Consider the following 20,498-nt stretch of genomic DNA (forward strand, 5'->3'; position numbering starts at 1 on the left):
GTTGGCGAAAAAATGCAAACGCCCGTGCCTCGCGATAAGTTCGCGAAAAAACACTCGTCTAGATTGTGCTGACTGTTGCACCTGCGTGGCCGTGGAAGGGGGGCAGATGCATGAAGGACGCTGGGGTGGCAGGAAGCTGACCCATGCGCCACTGAAGGCTTGAAACGAAAAAGGCCGGTCTTGAATTTATCCGCTTTAGGCGGGGAAACGACCGACGAGCCTTCTTGTTTAAAAACAGCTCGATTCAGGATGACGCACGCGCGGAAAAGGCACGCCGAGCCAACTTGAAAAGAACGCGAATGAAGGTAAATTGCTGCTGAAACGAGGCACATGTTAGCACGATGACAGAGGATCGTGCAAATCTGCGGGGCGGGATGAGGCCGCCGATGCGGCTCAATCCATTACGGGGCGGGGGATTTGGCGGGGTCTGACCAGATTTGAAAACGGACCGCTTAGAACATTTTCGAGGCAACTTTCGAGGCGAAGACGACGCGAACGGCGGGCGCAATACGCGGCCGATGTCGGGGCGAAAAAAATCCGCGCTCGCGGCGCGGATTCCTGGGCGTGTGTTCGCTCGGTACGGGCGACGCGTTGTGTCGTGTCGTCCTCGACGAGGCACGCTCAGGCCGACGGCGGCACGTAGCCCGATGCGGTGTCCGCGCCTTCGCCGAAGAAGAATTTTTCGGTCTGCTTCATCAGATACTGACGCGCGCGCGGATCGGCCATGTTCAGGCGGTTTTCGTTGATCAGCATGGTCTGCTGCTTCAACCAGGCCTGCCAGGCTTCCTTGGAAATACTTTCGTAGATCCGCTTGCCGAGTTCGCCCGGCAGCGGCGGGAAATCGAGGCCTTCGGCTTCCTTGCCGAGCTTCGCGCATTGAACCATACGAGTCATGCTGTGCTTCTCCTGTGTCGACCGGAGTTGGTGCTTTAGCACTTACTCCGGTCCCATGAAAAATGGTTACGTATCGATGTGGGGCGGGCAGACGCCTGTTCTGATCAGATGGGGACGATCACGGGCTTACTCAAAGCTGTTTCATCAGCACGAGCGACTTGCGCTGCCAGTTATAGAGTCGGCGGCGGTCTTCGGGCAGGTCGTCGACCGTCGCCTTGACGAAACCGCGCTTCAGGAACCAGTGTTCGGTGCGCGTGGTGAGCACGAAAATGCGCGTGAGGCCACGTGCCCGCGCGCGCTGCTCGATGCGCTTGAGCAGACGCTCGCCGTCGCCGGTGCCTTGCGCTTCAGGCGCAACCGTCAGGCACGCCATTTCGCCGATGCGCTCCTGCGAATACGGATACAGCGCCGCGCAGCCGAACAGCACGCCGTCGTGCTCGATCACCGAGAAGTGGTCGATGTCGCGTTCGATCTGGTGACGGCCGCGCCGCACCAGCGTGCCGTCCGCTTCGAGCGGCTCGATCAGCGCGAGAATGCCGCCGACGTCGTCCGGCGTCGCTTCGCGCAGGCTCTCGAGGTTCTCGTACGAGATCATCGTGCCGACGCCGTCGTGCAGGAACAATTCGAGCAGCAGGCTGCCGTCGAGCGCGTACGGGATGATGTGCGCGCGCGGCACGCCGCCGCGGCAGGAACGGATCGAATGCTTGAGGTAGAACGCGGCGTCGCCGGTGACTTCGCCGCTTTCGTGCAGCTTGTAGGCGTCGTCGAGCGACAGTTCGCGGATCAGTTCGGTGCCGCTTTCGCCGGCTTCCATCAGGCCCGGCGTTTCGGTCAGGAAGACGATCTTGTCGGCACGCAGCGCGATCGCCGCGGCCGAGGCCACGTCTTCCATCGACAGATTGAACGCTTCGCCGGTAGGCGAGAAGCCGAGCGGCGACAGCAGCACGAGCTTGCGGCTCGCGAGCGAGTGGCGGATCGAATCTGCGTCGATCTTGCGCACGAGGCCCGTATGCTGGAAGTCGACCCCGTCCAGAATGCCGACCGGGCGCGCCGTCACGAAGTTGCCCGACACAACGCTGATGTGCGCGTGCGCCATCGGCGTGTTCGGCAGCCCCTGGCTGATCGCCGCCTCGATGTCGAGACGCACTTCGCCGGCCGCTTCCTTCGCCGACTCGAGCGCGCGCGCGTCCGTGATGCGCATGCCGTGCGAAAACTCCGATTCGACACCGTGCAGGCTCATCTGCTCCTCGACCTGCGGGCGCGAGCCGTGCACCAGCACGATCTGGATGCCCATTGCCTGCAGCAGCGCGATGTCCGACACCAGCGCATTCAGCAGCCCCTGATGCACCACTTCGCCGCCGAATCCGACGACGAACGTCTTGTTTCGGAACGCGTGGATATACGGGGCGACTGAACGCATCCAGTCGACGAATTGCGCATGCTGGGCGAGGGTTTCCGGAGAGTCGGCGGGGGCCGGAACGCTCGCGGGCGCGGGGACGAGGTCGGTTTGGGAATTCATGCCGGGGATTATAATGCGCCCCCATGTCGAATGTACCCAAAAGTCCCGCTGGGGCGAACGAGAAACCGGCGTCGGCCGGCGAGCCGGCCAACCCCGGCGACACCATGCGTCGCCCAGCGCAGGATGCGAGACCCAAGCAGGCGCGTGACGCGCGTCGGGGGGCGGGCGCGTCTGCGCGAAAAGTGCCGCCGGAAGGGGGCGATGCAAGTCGAGAAGGTCGCGAAGAGCCCGCTCGCGCGCGAGGTGCGGCACGTGACGAACGGCGCGGCGAATCTCGCGACGAAGCGGGTGAAGTGTCTGGTGCAAAGCGGGGAGGCGGGGCTCGTAGCGAGCAACGTGGCGCTTCGTTGAGCGAGCAGCTTGGCCAATTCCGCACTGCGATTCACAACGCGGCTCGTGAGCAGCAGGGCAGTGGACCGCAAAGCGGGCAGCGGGATGCGCCGCCGGGCGAGCGCCGCAATACGCCTTCGACCGCTCTTCGCGGTGAGGATGGCCGGCAGGCTCGCGACGAGCGGGGTGATGCGCGGCAAAGCGAGCAGCGTGGTGAATTCCGCGACGCGCGCTCGGGGGCGCCTCATGTGGAACAACGTCGCGCGCCTCGCAATGGACAGGAAGATCGCGGGCCACGTAACGAGCAGCGCGCTTCTGGCCGCGGCGAGCAGCGTCATGGTTCGCGCGATGCGCAATCGGGCGACGCGCAATTGGGCGACCAACGATCGCGCGACAAGCGATCGGGCGAGCCGCGCAAGGAATCTCGCGCGCCGCGCGAACCGCGGCCTGCGCGGGTCGTCGAGCCGAATCCGATTCCGCCAATCACGTTTCCTGAAGCGCTTCCTGTCTCCGGTCGTCGCGACGAGATCGCGCGGGCGATCGCGGATAGTCAGGTCGTGATCGTGTCGGGCGAAACCGGCTCGGGCAAGACTACGCAGCTGCCGAAAATCTGCCTCGCACTCGGCCGTGGTCCTGGCGCCGGCGGCAATGGTCTGATTGGCCATACACAGCCGCGCCGGATCGCCGCGTCGGCGACCGGGCGCCGTATTGCCGAGGAACTCGGCACGCCGTTCGGCGAAGTGGTTGGCTACAAGGTGCGCTTCAACGACAACCTCGCGCCGGGCGCATCGGTCAAGCTGATGACCGACGGCATTCTGCTTGCCGAAACGCAGACCGATCCGCTGCTGAAAGCCTACGACACGCTGATCATCGACGAAGCGCACGAGCGCAGCCTGAACATTGATTTTCTGCTCGGCTACCTGAAGGAAATTCTTCCGAAGCGCCCCGACCTGAAGCTTATCGTGACCTCGGCGACGATCGACGCCGACCGTTTCGCGCGTCACTTCGGCAGCGACGACAAGCCCGCCCCGGTGATCGAAGTGAGCGGGCGACTTTATCCGGTCGAGGTGCGTTACCGTCCGGTGGTCGAGGACAGCCCGGCGATCAAAGCGGCGCAAGGCACCTCGGGTGCAGCGACGTCTGGCCGCGAGCGACCGAAGACGCAGCGTGAGACCGATCGCGATCTGATGGAGGCGATCGTCGACGCGGTCGACGAACTGTGCCGCGAAGGCCCCGGCGACGTGTTGGTGTTCCTGCCCGGCGAGCGTGAGATTCGCGACGCTGCCGAGGCGCTGCGCAAACACCACCCGCCGCATACGGAGATTCTGCCGCTGTTCGCGCGGCTCTCGGCCGCCGAGCAGGAGCGTGTGTTCCGCACGTCGAACGCGCGCCGCATCGTGCTCGCCACCAACGTTGCCGAAACTTCGCTGACGGTACCCGGCATCCGCTACGTGGTCGACACCGGCCTCGCACGCGTGAAGCGCTACTCGTATCGCAACAAGGTCGAGCAACTTCAGGTCGAGTCGATTTCTCAAGCCGCCGCGAACCAGCGTGCGGGGCGTTGCGGCCGAGTTGCCGATGGCATCTGCATTCGCTTGTACGAGGAAAGCGACTTCCAGGGCCGCGTGCGCTTCACCGATCCGGAAATTCTGCGCTCGTCGCTCGCTTCGGTGATTCTGCGCATGAAGTCGCTGCATCTGACAGCGATCGAAACGTTTCCGTTTATCGAACCGCCGCCGGGCCGTGCGATTTCCGACGGCTACCAGCTGCTCAACGAACTCGGCGCGGTCGACGACGACAACCACCTGACGCCGCTCGGCCGTGAACTCGCGCGGCTGCCGCTGGATCCGCGCGTCGGCCGCATGATCCTCGCCGCGCGCGACCAGCAGGCGCTGAAGGAAGTGCTGATCATCGCGAGCGCGCTGTCCGTGCAGGACCCGCGCGACCGCCCGATCGAAGCGCAGGAGCAGGCCGACCAGGCGCATCGCCGTTTCGCCGACGAACGCTCCGAATTCCTGCAATGGCTGAAGATCTGGAACTGGTTCGACGAAGCGATCGCGCACAAGAAATCGAACCGGCAGTTGCAGGACGAGTGCCGCAAGAACTTCCTGTCGCAGCTGCGACTGCGCGAATGGCGCGACGTCCATTCGCAACTGCTGACGGTGGTTCGCGAGCACGGCTGGCGGCTGAACGAGGCGGAGGCGACGTTCGAGCAGATCCATCTTGCGCTGCTGACCGGTCTGCTCGGCAACATCGGTCTGAAAGCCGACGATGAGCCGTACTATCTCGGCGCGCGCGGCATCAAATTCTATTTGTGGCCCGGTTCGGCGCTCGTGAAGAAAGCGGGCAAGTGGGTGATGGCCGCCGAGCTCGTCGAAACGAGCCGGCTGTACGCGCGCTGTATCGCGAAGATCGAGCCGGAGTGGGTCGAGAAGGTAGGCGCGCATCTGTTGAAGAAGTCGCTGTCCGAGCCGCACTGGGAAAAACGCGCGGCGCAGGTATCTGCGTTCGAGCGCGCGATGCTGTACGGCTTGCCGATTTATCACCGGCGGCGCGTCGCGTTCGGTAAGCAGGACCCCGCGCGGGCGCGCGAGCTGTTCATTCGGGGCGCACTCGTCGAAGGTGAGTTCGACACGAAGCTTGCGTTTTTCGCGCACAACCGCAAGCTGCTCGCCGACATCGAACAGCTCGAGCACAAGTCGCGCCGCCAGGACGTGCTGGTCGACGACGAGTTGATCTACGGGTTCTACGATCAGGCGTTGCCGGATGGCATCCATACCGGCGCCTCGTTCGAGCGCTGGTATCGCGACGAGGTCAAAAACAGTGGTCAGGCGGAGGACAAGCTGCGGCTGTTGTATCTGTCGCGCGACGATTTGATGCGGCACGAAGCGGCCGGTGTCACGACGGATCTGTTTCCGAAGCGGCTGACGATGGCGGGCATCGAGATGGCGCTGACTTATCACTTCGAGCCGGGCACTCCGCGCGACGGCGTGACGCTGGCGGTGCCGCTCTATGCGCTGAACCAGGTCGACGCCCGCCGTTGTGAGTGGCTCGTGCAAGGCATGCTGAAGGAAAAGGCACAACTGCTGCTGAAATCGCTGCCGCAGAAGCTGCGACGGCATTGCGTGCCGCTCCCCGAGTACGCGGCGGGCTTCGCGGAACGGCACAGCGCGCAGCGCTTCGGAGCAGGGGGCTTGCTCGAGACGCTGATCGCCGACGTGCGCGAGCAGACCCAGGTTGCGATGAAGCTGTCCGACTTCAAGCTCGAGACGCTGCCCGCGCACCTGTTCATGAACTTCAAGGTCATCGACGAACATGGGCGGCAGCTCGCGATGGGGCGCAATCTGTCGCAACTGCGCGCCGAACTCGGCGGTCAGGCGCAGCAGCATTTCCAGAAGCTCGTTTCGGGGGCGGCGGGCGCCGCCTTGGCCGATGCGGGCGGCGGCGGTGTCGCGACGCCTGCACGGTCCCCAGATCTGGCCGCGAGCGGCGCGTCGCGCGGCAAGGGCGCGGTCGCGCAACAGCCCGCGACGCCGGATGGCGCACTGGCCACCGCGCTGTATGAAAACCTGACCACGTGGAATTTCGGCAAGTTGCCCGAGTTGCTCGAAATTCGCCGTGGCGGTCAGACGCTGTTTGGCTACCCGGCGCTCGTGGATCGCGGCACTCATTGCGACGTCGAGGTGTTCGATTCGCCGGAAGAGGCTGCGCGGATTCATCGGGCGGGCTTGCGTCGGCTTTTCGCGCTGCAGTTGAAGGAGCCGATCAAGTATCTGGAGAAGAATTTGCCGGGTCTGCGCGAAATGGCCATGCAGTTCATGCCGCGCGGCACGCAGGAAGAACTGCGCGATCAGCTGATCGACACCGCGCTCGACCGGGCGTGTCTGCAGGACCCCCTGCCCGACGACGATGCGAGCTTCCATACCCGACGTGACGAAGGGCGTAGCCGTCTCACGTTGCTCGCGCAGGAAATCTCGCGGCTGGTCGGCCAGATTCTCGGCGAATACGCGAGCCTGACGAAGAAGCTGCTGCAGGCGAAACCGTTCGCGGCTGCGTACGCCGATCTGCAGAACCAGCTGGACGCGCTGATCGGCAAGCGTTTCGTCGTCGATACGCCGTACGCCCAACTCGCACATTTCCCGCGTTATCTGAAGGGGATGGCGCTGCGTATCGACAAGCTGCGCGCGGACGCCACACGCGACGCGCGGCAGTTCGCCGAATTCCAGCCGCTGCTGCAGCACTATCAGCGCGCCGTGTCGCAGCGCGGCGGCGTGTTGGATCCGCGGCTTGCGGAATTCCGCTGGCTGCTCGAGGAATTGCGCATCTCGCTGTTTGCACAGGAGTTGCGCACCCCGATGCCGATTTCGGTGAAGCGCCTGCACAAGGTGTGGGAGTCGATGCAGCGGTAACGTGAGGACCCTCGCTCGCGGACGCTCGAATGGCCGGTGGGCGTCCCGGCGCCCCGATGCGCGCGGTGCACACCGAGCGTCCCGTGGGTGCCGTCGCGGACGGCCTCTGTCCGACACGATCGCTCGAACTGATTTCACCAATGCATTCCCGCGCCGATCGATGCGCCGAACTGTCCGCGCGAGTCGGTGCTGCCTTGGACCTTGTAGATCCATTTGCCGGTGTCCGATAACTGCGACACGCTGATTGCGAGCGCAGACTGCCCGCCGTACGTGCCGCCTGCCATAGCGACCATGCCGTGTCCCGGCAGGACCGCTTGCGGCAAGCCCGCCATCGCGAGCGCCGATGCCGTTCCTCCGTAGCTATCCCGGCGGGCGGAGCGGATCTGGTCGTCGGTATAGCGATTCGCCGCGCTGATCGCGCCGCTCATGCTTTGCTGCAACTGATTGACGTTGACCGCGTCGGTGCCGCGCACGCCGGCCGCGACGTTGGTGATCTGGCGCTCCAAGCCTGGCGCGCCAACCGATACTGTGCTCGCGCGGTCCGCGACGGAGCCTTGACCTAACGCCACCGAGTTGTCGGCGCTCGCGCTGGCCGCGGCGCCGACCGCCGTGGTGTTGTTGCCGCTGGCGATGGCATTCGCTCCGATGCTTGCCGCGCTGGCGCCGCTTGCCTGTGCATTCGCTCCGACGGCAATGGCGTTCGTGCCGGCCGCCTGCGCGTTCGCGCCCTCGGCGAGCGCGTTGACACCGCTCGCCTGCGCATTCGCGCCGGCCGCAATGGCGTGCGCGCCGGACGCCTGCGCGCTTTCAGTCACGCTATCACCTGCCGCATTGAATAACGCGCTGGTCGAGCCGGTCGAGGCGTTATTGATCGCGCCCTCGAGCGCCGCGTTCAGCTGACCGAGGTTGACCGCGTCGGACGCCAGCACGCCGTCCGCGACGTGGTGAACGACGGTGCCCTCCGGGGTATCGCCCCCGAGCGTAACGCTGTTCCGGTTGATGCTGCCGTCGGCGTTCTTGTCGTACATGAGCGCGCCGTCGAGCTTCGCTGCGCTCGCGCTGCTCTGGTCGCTCACCGCTTTCAGCTGGCCGACGTTGACCGCGTCGGTGTCGGCGGTGCCAGCCGCGACGTTGGTGATCTGGCGCTCGTTGCCCGCAAAGCCGACCGACACGGTACCCGCGCGATCGGCGATCGAGCCCTGGCCGAGCGCGACCGAGTTTGCGGCTAGCGCGCTCGAGTCATAGCCGAGCGAAAGTGCGTAGTCGGCGGCTGCACTGGCACCGGAGCCAAGCGCGACGGCGCCGTCGCCGTTCGCCGTGGCGTTGGCGCCGAGCGCCGTCGCACCGGAGCCGTAGGCCGACGCCGACGCGCCCAGCGAGGTCGCGTCGGCCGCGCCGGCGACGGCGCCCGCGCCGATCGCGGTCGAGTCGGTTGCGCTCGCGCTGGCGCTCGTGCCGAATGCGGTTGCGTTGTTGCCCGTGGCGCTGGCGTTGCTGCCCGCGGCGAGCGCGTGCGCGCCATTTGCAAGCGCGTCGTTGGAGCCGTCGCCCGGGTCGGCAGCGCTGAAGTAATGCAGCGCGCTGCTTTGAGCAAGTGCATCGACCTTGCCGTCGACCGCGCTCAACTGGCTCACGTTGACCGCGTCGGTGGGCGCGGCGCCCGCGGCGACGTGGGTCAGGCGACGCTCGTTATTCGCGGAGCCGAGCGAGACTTCGCCTGTCGCACTGGAGGCCGCGATCGAGGTGGCGCCCGTTCCCGCGGGCGTAAGCGCGCCTTGCGACAGATCCGTCGTGGTGCTGGCATTCGCGCCCAGCGCGACGCTATTGTCGGCGCTCGCGTTTGCGTTGTTGCCGAGCGCGATTGCACCGGCTCCCGCGGCCGTTGCGCCGAAGCCGATTGCACTGGCGTAGGCACCGCTCGCCTGCGCGGCTACGCCGAGTGCGATGGCGCCGACGCCGCTGACGACGGCATCACTGCCAAGCGCGACGCTCGAGTCCGCCAGCGCCGAGGCCCATGCTCCGGCGGCGAGCGAGTGGGTGCCGCCGGCCTGCGCGACATAGCCGAGCGCGGTCGATCCGACGCTGGTTGCCGTGGACTGGGAGCCGAACGCGGAGGCGGCCGGGTTCGCCGCAATCGAGCCGGCGCCCGCCGCGACCGAGTCGAGGCCGAGCGCCGACGCGTTCAGACCGACTGCGGTCGCACGTTCCGCTTGCGCATTCGCATAGGGCCCGAAGGCGCTTGCGCCTTCGCCTTGTGCGGAAGAGGAGGGGCCTATCGCGACGGCGCTGTTGCCCTGCGCCTTGGCGTTTGCCCCTACGGCGATCGCGCCGTCGTCTTGCGCGCTCGCCTGCGAGCCGACCGCCAGTGATGTGTTGCCGCTTGCGGTGGCCCCTGCGCCTATCGCGACCGCGACGTCGCCGGGCGCGTTGGCGGTGCCTACCTCGACGGAATCGACGCCGGCGCCGGTCGCTTCCGTGACGTAAAGGGCCGCCGCCGCTATGGCAATACCCGCCGTACTTCGAATCGCCCGGGCGATGCTTCTCTGGCGCGCGCAAGCACGGTGCGTGTGCTGGAAGGCGGTTCGCGTCGTCGCGACTCTTTCTTGAGACGTGGTGCGACCAATAATCGAAATATTATTGTTCATCAATTAAAAATCCTCCGTATTATTGTATTTTGCGGCTCGGGACGCGTAATCCGACATTAACGTGATGTTATTGTCTGGGTGAGCTTGAAGATGTTGAAAATACAAAACGTCGACCATTGTTGAGGCTTGCCTTATTTGGTCGTGCGTTGGTCGCCTCGGCGTTGTACGCTCGGCCTTCATGGGAGAAGGGCTGACGGGACGGCGCGTAAGGAGGATTCTCCGATGTCTGCCCGCAATTCAGATATCAGCGAACTCCGAATTTCAATTGGGCTAAAAAATATATTAATACGGATGGGATTTTATTGATAAAAAAAGGAATATTCCTATTGCTCCTGATAATGATTTGCGCGATTTTAACGTGTGACTGGTGCATGATTGATACTGACAGGGAGAGCACATTGATTCCTCACCCGGAAACGCGCGGCGCGAGCAGGAAACGGGACGTCGAAGACGAACCCTCCCGCACGCGGCCACACTTCTTCGCAACCGTCATTTTTCGGTCGTCGTCCGGTGACTTACGTCAACCGCTCGGACCGGCAAACGTTCTACAATGACAGTTGTTCTCCGAAGCGAGTTTTCATGCGTAAATTTTTTCTTCCCGGCTTGACTGCCACGTTCGCCGCGACCGCGGCGCTGGTTGCCGCCGCAGGCTTTTTTTCTCCGGCGGCGCACGCCAACAACGTGATCGTGCTCAATTCCGGCGAGGCCACGCTGAGTCTGATCGACGAGAACAGCCGCCAGGTCATCGGCACCGTGCCCACGGGCAAGGAGCCGCATCACCTGATGGCCACGCCGGACAATTCCTCTCTGATCGTCGCCAATTCGGTGTCGAACAGCCTGATGTTCGTCGATCCGAAAACGGGCCAGTTGCAGCGCTGGGTCGAGAACATCGAAGATCCCTATCAAATCGGTTTTTCACCGGATCGCAAGTGGCTCGTCACGACGGGCCTGCGGCTCGACCGCCTCGACATCTATCACTTCGACGGCCAGAAAAACCAGATGACGCTGGCTTCACGGCTGCCGCTCGCGGTAATGCCGAGCCACATGGCGTTCTCGAATGACAGCAAGACGGTGTTCGTCACGCTGCAGATATCGGGCGAACTCGCCGCGATCGACCTGCCCACGCAAACCGTCAAATGGAAGATGAAGGTCGGCAAGGTGCCCGCGGGTCTGTGGATGACGCCGGGTGAAAAGTACCTGCTCGTCGGCATGACCGGCGAGGACTACGTCGCGGTCGTGGACTGGCGCAACCAGAAGATCGTCAAGACGATTCACACGGGCAAGGGCGCGCACAACTTCCGCTCGCTCGCCGACGGCAAGCATGTCGCGGTGTCGAACCGGGTAGCCAGCACGATCAGCATCATCGACGAAGACACGCTCACCAACGTCGGCGACATCACCGGCCTGATGCCGGGGCCGGACGACATGGAACTTTCCGCCGACAAACGCTATCTGTGGGTTACCTTCCGCTTCGCGAAGCACATCGGCATCATCGATCTCAACACGCGCAAGCTGATCCAGACGATTGCGGTGGGCCGCTCGCCGCACGGCATCTATTTCTTCAACCGCGCGCCGGTCACGGCGCCGAATGGTGCTTGAGGGGCCTCAGGGTGCCCGGGAGTGCTCAAGCGTGCCTGAGGGCAACGGAGCAGGGCCAAGGCGCCACGAACCATCAAGGATGAAGTAACAGGCCAGCATCATGTTCCATCTGATTTTCTCCTCACTCGACAGTTTCGTTTCAGCCGTGCAAACGTGGCTGTACGTCGACGTGGTGCAGCCGCTGCTGTTCAAGTTCAATTTGATGGACTACGACGAGGACACCTACGACAGCCTGTACTGGGTCATCGTCGGTGTGCTCGAGGTGCTCGCGATGTACGCGATCCTGCGTCCGCTCGAGGCGCTGCGCCCGGTCGAGCAATGGGAGAACCGCAAGGCCGTGCGCGTCGACGTGCTGTACACGTGGATCGCCAAGCTCGGCATTCTGAACCTGTTCTTTTTCTTCGCGCTGCAACCGTTCTTCGACAACGTGCAAGGCTGGCTGCGGCTGCACGGCATCGCGAACCTGAACTTCGACAACCTGTGGCCGGGCGTGACCACGCAGCCGCTCGTCACGTTCGTCATGTATCTGCTCGTGCTCGATTTCGCCGGCTACTGGTATCACCGCTGGCAGCACCGCATCGGCGTGTGGTGGGAGCTGCATGCGGTACACCACAGTCAGCGGCAGATGTCGCTGTGGTCCGACGATCGTAACCATCTGCTCGACGATCTGCTGCAGGCGTCGTTCTTCGCGGTGATCGCGCTGGCGATCGGCGTGCCGCCGTCGCAGTTCGTCGTGCTGGTCGCGATCACGAACCTCGCGCAAAGCGTGCAGCACGCGAACATCCGCCTGTATTACGGCTGGCTCGGCGAGCGGCTGCTCGTGAGCCCGACGTTCCACCGCCGTCACCACGCGATCGGCTACGGGCATGAAGGGCTCAAGTACGGCTGCAATTTCGGCGTGCTGTTCCCATGGTGGGACATGCTGTTTCGCAGCGTGTCGTGGAGCCGCGACATGGAGCCGACCGGTATCAGCGATCAGCTCGAAGGGCGCCGCTATGGCGATGGCTTCTGGGCGCAGCACTGGTTCGCATTCGTGCGGATCGCGCATCGCCTCGTGCCGAAGCGCCACGCTCCGGGCAACGACACCGCTGCCGTTTGATTCCCGCTCAGGTCCTGCTCAGGTCCCGCTCAGGGCCCCGGTCAGAGTCCGTTCTGAGTCCATTGCGGATCCTTTCGAGCACATACTCTGCCGCGCCAGCCACTTCCGCCGGCGACGCGTCCGTTGGTTTATGCTGTGCACGTTCGTGCGCACACTCCAGTACCCCAGCATGCCTGGCCGGCGCGCGGCGCGATTTCCCGTCCATCGTTTCGTTCGCAGGCATTGGCTCGCATGAATGATCTGTTGCGCTCGTTCGGGCGCGCGCTCGCAAGCGCGTTGCATCCGCGCATGCTCTGGCTGACTTTCAAACCGTTTATCGTCGCGACGGTCGGCTGGGGCGTACTCCTGTGGTTCTTCTGGCAGACGCTGACCGGCGCGACCCGCACCTGGCTCGACGACTGGTCTTTCACCGCCACGCTCTATCATCTGTTCGACGTGCTCGGTTTTTCGACGCTGCACGCGGTCATCGCGCCGTTCATCGTGATTGCGATGGCGATCCCGCTGATCGTCGTCACAGTGCTGCTGCTGATCGCCATGCTGTCGATGCCGGCCGTGATCCGCTTTCTCGCGGCGCGCCAGTTCGCCGGGCTGGAGATGCGCCGCGGCGGAACGTGGTACGGTAGCCTCGGTCAGGCGCTCTGGACTACGCTGCTGTGTCTCGTGCTGCTGATCGTGACGTTGCCGCTGTGGCTCGTGCCGCCGTTCTTCGCGCTGATTCCGCCGCTGCTGTGGGGCTGGCTCACGTATCGCGTGATGACCTACGACGCGCTCGCGTTGCATGCGTCGCGCGACGAGCGGCGCGAACTCGTGCGGCGCCACCGGTTGCCGTTGCTGCTGATCGGCGTCGTGAGCGGCCTGCTAGGTTCGGTGCCGACGCTGTTGTGGGCGTCATCGGTATGGCTGATCGTGATGTTCCCGGTGATGACCACGGTGACGATCTGGATTTACGCGTTCATCCTCGTGTTCTCGGCGCTATGGTTCGGCAACTACTGCCTGCGCGCGCTGCAGCGCATGCGGGCGGAAGCGCCCGGCGGCGCGCGAGAGGTCGCGCCGGTTCCCTATTGATCAAACGAAAGAGGCGGCAATGGCATTTGGCGTCATCATCATCGGCGATGAAATCCTGTCGGGCAGACGGGTCGACAAGCATCTGCCGAAGGTCATCGAGTTGCTCGGCGCGCGCGGTCTGTCGCTCGGCTGGGCGGAGTACATCGGCGACGATCCGGAGCGCATCACGGCGACGCTGCGTCGCACGTTCGCGTCGGGTGACATCGTTTTCTCTACGGGCGGCATCGGTGCGACACCGGACGACCACACGCGCCAGTGCGCGGCGGCCGCGCTCGGCGTGCCGCTCGAGCTGCATCCGGAGGCCGCGAAGCTGATCCAGGAGCGTATCCGCGACATGTATCCGGCGAACGCGCCGGCGCCGCTCGATCTGAACTCGCCCGAGAATCGCCATCGGCTGAATATGGGCACGTATCCGCAGGGCGCCGACATCATTCCGAACGGCTACAACAAGATTCCGGGCTTTTCGATCCGCCAGCACCATTTCGTGCCGGGTTTTCCGGTGATGGCCTGGCCGATGATCGAGTGGGTGCTCGACACGCAGTACGCACATCTGCATCACACCACGCCGCACGCTGAAAAGTCGCTGCTGGTGTTCGAGTTGCCGGAGTCTCGTGTGACGCCGTTGATGGAGAAAATCGAGCGCGATTTTCCGGGGGTGCGGGTGTTCAGCTTGCCGAGCGTCGGAGATGCGGAGCGCGGCGGCGTGTATGCGCGGCATCACATCGATCTCGGTGTGAAGGGTGAGCCGGAAGCGGTCGCCGCGGCGTTCGTCAAGCTGCGCGAGGGCGTGCATCTGCTCGGCGGCGATATCGTCGAGCCTGAAGCCGCGGCAGCGGCGGCAGCGGCCTCGGGTAAGCCGCGCAGCTGAGCGCTTGGGGCAGCGGTCCACCGGGCCGCTGTTCCGTACGACCGATACAAATCAGGATGTCGGGCGCGGCGTGCGTATGCCGCCGCAACGTACATCGACATGCGCGCCCCGCGGGCCCGCCGATCCGCGCAACTAACTGCCGCTTCTTCTGAAAGCATCTCGATGCCACTCATCGTTGGCATTCAAGTCATTCTCCCGTTTTTGCCAAATCAAACTCGTTATGCATAGTCGGGGTCGCCACCAGACCCGTTCTATTCCATTGCCTCAATTAATCCGATAATTGGGTATTTCACCGCGAATTTTAGTTTGTTTAGTAAATTTAAATAAACTTAAATCGGAATGGATAATTGATTGACGCAATTCGAAACGCTCCTATAGCATGGCCTCCAGTCATTGGCCCGATTGTCGAGCGATAGTTGGGACGACTAAGCGGATGACTAAACAGGTGACTAAACAATATTCAGGAGGCAGCCGTGATAGATATACGCCGTCTTTCGGTCGCTTTGCTTATTACCGGTGCGTTGACGGGTTGTGGTGGAGATAGTCCAGGCAGTCAGGCCGGCTCTGCCGCGGTGGCATCGGACCAGCTTCGCGGCGCGGCTCAGAGCAGTGCGAACGCCGGTTCCAACGGGGCCGTCGCCAATGCAACGAACGATAACGCGCAAGTTTCCGCAGCCAACAACGCGACTCTACGCCTGACTCAATACGTCAATCCCTTGATCGGCACCCTCGCAAGCGACTCGCCCAATCCGGTACCCGCGGGTCAAGCCGGCAGCGTCGTGCCCGCGGCGGGTCTGCCGAACGGCATGGTGCAATGGGCGCCCGATACGAACACCACGCCGGCTCCGTCGAACAGCGCGGAGCCGGGTTCGCCGGCCGGTTACTACTACGACATCGGCTCGATCCAGAGCTTCAGTGTCACGCATATGAGCGGGGCGGGCTGTGGCGGCAATGACGGCGAATTCCCTGTGATGCCGACGCTCGATGCAACAAAGCCGCTCGCGCAAACGTTCAACCACGCGAACGAGAAGGCGGTAGCCGGCGCTTATTCGGTGTTGCTGGACAACCAGATCAAGGTCGAACTGACGGCGACGCTGCGCACCGGCTTCGGCCGCTTCACGTACCCGAATCAGCAGTCGTCGACGCTGGTGCTCGATACGACCTACACGAACACGCAAACGGGTGTGGCCGGCTCGGTCACGCAGGTGGATGCGAGGACGATTTCAGGCAGTACCACCGGCGGACATTTCTGCGGCAATTCGACGAATGTGCCGGTGTATTTTTATGCGCAATTCAGTCAGCCATTCGCCACGACATCTTCTTTTACCCAAGGCCGCGCCGTGATGAATTTCGGTAAGGCGAACAAGGTGCTGATGAAAGTCGGTATTTCATACGTCAGCGTCGCCAATGCCAAGGGTAATCTCGACAAGGAAAATCCGTCCTGGGATTTCGACGGCGTAAAGGCGCTGGCCGACGCGGTATGGAATCAGCGTCTCAATACGATTCAGGTGAGTAGTCAGGACACCACTGCGCTGACAAAGTTTTATACCGCGTTCTACCACGCGCTTTGGGCGCCGAGCGTATTCAGCGATTCCAACGGCCAATATATCGGCTTCGACCAGCAGGTCCACACGGTTGGCGCAGGTCACGCGGCGCAGTACACCAGCTTTTCGGGCTGGGACATCTATCGATCGCTGATTCCGCTCAAAGCCACGCTGTTTCCTCAGGAAACCAGCGACATGGCGCAGTCGCTCGTCAACGATGCGGATCAGTGCGGCGCGATTCCGCATTGGGTCAACGACAACGTCGAGGATGGCGTGATGCCCGGCGACGCCGGCTCCCTGATCGTGGCGGGCGCCTACGCATTCGGCGCACGGGCTTTCGATACCTCGGGCGCGCTGAAGCACATGATCAAAATGGCCAACGTTCCTGGCACCGCGTGCAACGGCGTGACGACGAACGGGGGACGCGCCAGTTATCTGCAGTTCGGCTACATCACGAACGGCGAGTGGGGGCAGGCATCGTCGACGCTCGAATACGGGAGCAGCGATTTCGCCATTTCACAGTTTGCCGGCCAACTGGGCAATTCAACGATCCAGAAGATGCTGTTGAGCCGCTCGGCTTACTGGCAGAACCTGCTCAACACGTCGCTGACGCCGCCTCTGATCGCCGCGCGCAACTCGGACGGAAGCTGGATTGCGGAGACGCAGAGCAGTACCGACAACTACGTCGAGGGCAATGCCGAGCAGTACACGTGGATGGTGCCGTTCAACCCGGTCGGACTGTTTGGGCAGCTGGGCGGCAACACGGCGGCGGTGTCGCGCCTGAACACGTTCTTCACCGTGTTGAACGCGGGGATGAGTCTGCCCAACTTCTATATGGGCAACGAACCGACCTTCGAGGTGCCCTGGCTGTATAACTGGGCGGGTTCGCCGTCGGGCACGCAGAGCGTGGTGCAGCAGATCATGGCGAGCGCCTTCGGCACCGGGCCGAACGGTTTGCCCGGCAATGACGACCTCGGCGCGGTGTCGGGATGGTACGTGTGGGGTGCGTTGGGCCTTTATCCGGAGATACCGGGTGTCGGCGGCCTCGCGATCGGCAGTCCGCAGTTTGCGTCGATCACCGTTCATCTGGGCAATGGCAAGACGCTCCGTATCAACGCGCCCGGTGCCCCCAGCGCGAAGTATGTGCAGAGCCTGAGCGTCAATGGCGCGGCCCATCATGCCTCGTGGCTCGACATCGATGCGCTGTCCAATGGCGCCACGCTGAACTTCGTGATGGGTTCGTCTCCTTCGCAGTGGGGGACGAACGCAGCGGACGCGCCGCCTTCGTATGGCGTGCCGCTTGCGCGGAATGTGGCCGACGCATTCAACAACCATGGCATCGGCAGCGACGGCAGCACCGATACCGATGGTCTCGGTGCGGACTTCGACGGCTCGCTCTACAGCTACTCGTCGCAGGCCTTGACGACGGCGGGCGCGGCGCCGGGCAAACCGTTCAGCTTCGGCGGTGCGAGCTTCGTATTGTCCGGCGGTCCGCTCGACAACGCGGTGGCGGTGGGACAGACCATCGCGCTGCCGCCCGGCACGACGGGCCGCTCACTGGTGCTGCTGGGTTCGGCCAACAACGGCCCGAGTTCGGGCGCCGCCCTCATCACCTATGCGGACGGCACGACCACGCCTTTCACGCTTTCGTTCGATGACTGGACCTTGAATGGCGGCGGTGCGGCGCCGGTGGACCCGATCGCGTTGACGACGACCTATCGCAATGCCGGCGACGGCAGCAACGACGGCGTCAAGACCTATCTGTTCGCGCAGGCGGTGCCGCTGACGCCGGGCAAGCTCGTGGCGAGCGTCACGCTGCCGAAACAGGTCAGCGCCGGCAAGTTGCACGTGTTCGGGATTTCCGCCGCGCCTTGAACACGATGGGGCGCCGCGCGCGCGGCGCCCGACGACGTAAGCGGTCCGCGCCTGAGTGTTGGGTTGGCGCGAGCCGCGACATCGCAGTGTCACAACCCGCGCCGACGATGCGATCAATGCGTGGTCGGCGCGTGCCGTTTCAATCAGCCTGCTTCAGCACCATGACACGGGCTTGCACATCCGGGGCAGTGCGGCCCGCGCGCGATCACGCGCCGATCCACGGCAAGCCGCGAAAACACCATCCCGACACCGTCTTCCGATGCCCCTGGCCGTCCTTGTCGCCTTCGAAGCCTTCCAGCAGGTCGTATGCCTTCGTGAAGCCGGCCTGGGTCGCGGCGATCGCGGCGAGCTTCGAGCGCGCGGCGCTGCGGCACAGGAACAGCACCGGCGTGTCGGGCGAGGCCACCTGCGCCAGTTGCTGCATGAACTCCTGATTGGGTACCGCGCCCGGATAGCGCGTCCATTCGACATGCGCGTATTGCCCATCGCCGATCACCGGCCGGCCGACCCAGTCGAGCTCGGCGCGGGTGCGCACGTCGACGAGACGGGTGCGCGGATCGAGTTCCAGCAGTTCGAACGCCTCGGCCGGCGAGACCGCGCCCGCATAGGGCAGTTGGTTCTCGGTGCGGCGGGCGTCCGCCTGCGCGTAAAGCTGTTCGAGCGTGCTCATGAGCGTCAATCTCCTTCAGACCAAATGATCATTCTAGCGCGCGGCAGATACCGCAGAGACCTGTGTAGACTGGACGGCTCCGGGCAGTCACCGGACACCGCCCCAATCTCGATGCGCAGACATGGTGCATTTTTGCCTGTATGCACCAAAATAGAATGGATCGCGATTTCCAAAGCGGTGAATGCACGAAACTGGTGCGTGAGGATCCCGATGCATTTCTTCGCAACGGTGCTCGCGCTACGGGCGTGGCCCGCAACCGTAAGCGCAGTAAGGGAATGCGCCGGATCGGTACATCCGGGAACGAGACATGGCACACTATCTGCTTTATTGGTGCCGATCGATTGGTCCCGGAAGAATTTTCCGCCCAGCGACGCCGTATAGGTGGACGTTCCGGGACGGGTCAGCTAGATTGGGCGGCGGCTGAATCCGCCGATATTGTTAATCAGGAGATAGGTTATGAGTAAATCCGTGGCCGACGTCATTCAACTCGTCAAAGACGAAGACGTCAAATTTGTCGACTTCCGTTTCACCGACACGCGCGGCAAGGAGCAACACGTTTCGGTGCCGGTGTCGGCATTCGATGAAGACAAGTTCGAAAGCGGCCATGCGTTTGACGGTTCGTCGATTGCCGGCTGGAAGGGCATCGAAGCATCGGACATGTTGCTGGTCCCGGACGCGAACACGGCCTTCATCGACCCGTTCTTCGAAGAATCGACCCTGGTGCTGACCTGCGACGTCGTCGAACCGGCTGACGGCAAGGGCTACGAGCGCGATCCGCGCTCGCTCGCGAAGCGCGCTGAAGCGTACCTGAAGAGCTCGGGTCTCGGCGACACCGCTTACTTCGGTCCGGAACCGGAATTCTTCATTTTCGACTCGGTGCAGTGGAACACGGACCAGTCGGGCTGCTTCATCAAGATCGGCTCGGAAGAAGCACCGTGGTCGTCGGCGAAGGAATTCGAAGGCGGCAACACCGGCCACCGTCCGGGCACCAAGGGCGGCTACTTCCCGGTCGCGCCGGTCGACACGTTCCAGGACATCCGCTCGGAAATGTGTCTGCTGCTCGAACAGATCGGCATTCCGGTCGAAGTGCACCACCACGAAGTGGCGGGTCAAGGCCAGAACGAAATCGGCACCAAGTTCTCGACGCTGGTGCAGCGCGCGGACTGGCTGCAGCAGATGAAGTACATCATCCACAACGTCGCGCACACGTACGGCAAGACGGCAACGTTCATGCCGAAGCCGGTCGTCGGCGATAACGGTTCGGGCATGCACGTTCACCAGTCGATCTGGAAGGACGGCCAGAACCTGTTCGCGGGCAATGGCTACGCGGGTCTGTCGGAATTCGCGCTGTTCTACATCGGCGGCATCATCAAGCACGCTCGCGCGCTGAACGCGATCACGAACCCGGGTACGAACTCGTACAAGCGTCTCGTGCCGCACTTCGAAGCGCCGGTCAAGCTCGCTTACTCGGCTCGCAACCGTTCGGCATCGATCCGTATTCCGCACGTGTCGAACCCGAAGGGCCGCCGTATCGAAACGCGCTTCCCGGATCCGCTGGCGAATCCGTACCTGTGCTTCTCCGCGCTGATGATGGCGGGTCTGGACGGCGTGCAGAACAAGATTCACCCGGGCGAAGCCGCCGACAAGAACCTGTACGACCTGCCGCCGGAAGAGGATGCAAAGATCCCGACCGTGTGCGCCGGCCTCGACCAGGCTCTCGACTCGCTCGACGCGGACCGCGAATTCCTGACGCGCGGTGGCGTGTTCACGGATGCGATGCTCGACGCGTACATCGAACTGAAGACGACGGAACTGCAGCGTTATCGTCAGTCGGTGCACCCGATCGAATTCGAAATGTACTACTCGCTGTAAGCGGCCATGGCGCTTCGCCCTTCAACCGGCGAAGCGCCTGGCCCGACGCTCGCGATCGGTCACGAAGGGACGGCGGCGCCGTCCCTTTTTCGTTAGGCCGGCCGCGCGC

At 63.6% G+C, this 20,498-nt stretch carries 14 protein-coding genes; 10 read left to right on the forward strand and 4 right to left on the reverse strand.

The window, feature by feature from the left end; translation table 11 throughout:
- Positions 1-621: 621 nt before the first annotated feature.
- Both EVC45_RS18165 and argA read right to left on the reverse strand, forming a co-directional pair.
- Positions 622-894: an oxidative damage protection protein gene (locus EVC45_RS18165; RefSeq protein WP_026228676.1), complete on the reverse strand. Its 273-nt coding sequence runs from the start codon at positions 892-894 to the stop codon at positions 622-624.
- 130 nt (positions 895-1,024) lie between these two features.
- Positions 1,025-2,413: an amino-acid N-acetyltransferase gene (gene argA, locus EVC45_RS18170; RefSeq protein ID WP_129959326.1), complete on the reverse strand. Its 1,389-nt coding sequence runs from the start codon at positions 2,411-2,413 to the stop codon at positions 1,025-1,027.
- 201 nt (positions 2,414-2,614) lie between these two features.
- Between argA and EVC45_RS45665 the strand changes: the two genes are divergently transcribed.
- From EVC45_RS45665 to EVC45_RS47935, 3 genes are read left to right on the forward strand one after another with little or no spacing between them, the layout of a single operon-like run.
- Entirely contained in the window at positions 2,615-2,764 is a 150-nt protein-coding gene (locus tag EVC45_RS45665; protein WP_168991497.1) for a hypothetical protein, read from the forward strand.
- Positions 2,761-7,152: an ATP-dependent RNA helicase HrpA gene (gene hrpA / locus EVC45_RS18175; protein ID WP_129959327.1), complete on the forward strand. Its 4,392-nt coding sequence runs from the start codon at positions 2,761-2,763 to the stop codon at positions 7,150-7,152. The genes EVC45_RS45665 and hrpA overlap by 4 nt, the downstream gene beginning before the upstream one ends.
- A gap of 1 nt (position 7,153) precedes the next feature.
- Positions 7,154-7,396, forward strand: coding sequence for a hypothetical protein (locus EVC45_RS47935; RefSeq protein WP_373683032.1), 243 nt, complete (start codon positions 7,154-7,156; stop codon positions 7,394-7,396).
- Here EVC45_RS47935 and EVC45_RS18180 read toward each other — a convergent pair.
- Complete coding sequence (locus EVC45_RS18180; protein ID WP_129959328.1) at positions 7,287-9,797, reverse strand: YadA family autotransporter adhesin; 2,511 nt, start codon at positions 9,795-9,797, stop codon at positions 7,287-7,289. The genes EVC45_RS47935 and EVC45_RS18180 overlap by 110 nt on opposite strands.
- A gap of 579 nt (positions 9,798-10,376) precedes the next feature.
- On the opposite strand from EVC45_RS18180, the gene EVC45_RS18185 reads away from it, so the two are divergent.
- The 5 genes from EVC45_RS18185 (at position 10,377) to EVC45_RS18205 (ending at position 17,847) form a co-directional block, all read left to right on the forward strand.
- A complete protein-coding gene (locus tag EVC45_RS18185) occupies positions 10,377-11,396 on the forward strand; it encodes a beta-propeller fold lactonase family protein (protein ID WP_129959329.1) in 1,020 nt (339 codons plus the stop codon).
- A 100-nt stretch (positions 11,397-11,496) separates the two neighbouring features.
- Complete coding sequence (locus tag EVC45_RS18190; RefSeq protein WP_129959330.1) at positions 11,497-12,495, forward strand: sterol desaturase family protein; 999 nt, start codon at positions 11,497-11,499, stop codon at positions 12,493-12,495.
- A gap of 231 nt (positions 12,496-12,726) precedes the next feature.
- The gene (locus EVC45_RS18195; RefSeq protein WP_129959331.1) at positions 12,727-13,560 is read left to right on the forward strand and encodes an EI24 domain-containing protein; all 834 of its coding nucleotides are present in this window, start codon (positions 12,727-12,729) and stop codon (positions 13,558-13,560) included.
- A 19-nt stretch (positions 13,561-13,579) separates the two neighbouring features.
- Positions 13,580-14,428 carry a molybdopterin-binding protein gene (locus EVC45_RS18200; RefSeq protein WP_129959332.1) on the forward strand — a complete coding sequence of 283 codons (849 nt, stop codon included), beginning with the start codon at positions 13,580-13,582 and terminating at the stop codon, positions 14,426-14,428.
- A gap of 473 nt (positions 14,429-14,901) precedes the next feature.
- Positions 14,902-17,847 carry a GH92 family glycosyl hydrolase gene (locus EVC45_RS18205; protein WP_129959333.1) on the forward strand — a complete coding sequence of 982 codons (2,946 nt, stop codon included), beginning with the start codon at positions 14,902-14,904 and terminating at the stop codon, positions 17,845-17,847.
- A 205-nt stretch (positions 17,848-18,052) separates the two neighbouring features.
- Here EVC45_RS18205 and EVC45_RS18210 read toward each other — a convergent pair whose 3' ends face one another.
- Positions 18,053-18,517 carry a rhodanese-like domain-containing protein gene (locus EVC45_RS18210; RefSeq protein ID WP_129959334.1) on the reverse strand — a complete coding sequence of 155 codons (465 nt, stop codon included), beginning with the start codon at positions 18,515-18,517 and terminating at the stop codon, positions 18,053-18,055.
- Positions 18,518-18,672: 155 nt separating this feature from the next.
- On the opposite strand from EVC45_RS18210, the gene EVC45_RS18215 reads away from it, so the two are divergent.
- Together EVC45_RS18215 and glnA are read left to right on the forward strand one after the other, a co-directional pair.
- The gene (locus tag EVC45_RS18215) at positions 18,673-18,981 is read left to right on the forward strand and encodes a hypothetical protein (RefSeq protein ID WP_129959335.1); all 309 of its coding nucleotides are present in this window, start codon (positions 18,673-18,675) and stop codon (positions 18,979-18,981) included.
- Entirely contained in the window at positions 18,974-20,389 is a 1,416-nt protein-coding gene (gene glnA / locus EVC45_RS18220; protein WP_129959336.1) for a type I glutamate--ammonia ligase, read from the forward strand. Before EVC45_RS18215 ends, glnA begins: the two co-directional genes overlap by 8 nt.
- Positions 20,390-20,498 lie beyond the last annotated feature (109 nt).

The sequence above is a fragment of the Paraburkholderia sp. UYCP14C genome (assembly GCF_004197395.1).
Lineage (GTDB): Bacteria > Pseudomonadota > Gammaproteobacteria > Burkholderiales > Burkholderiaceae > Paraburkholderia.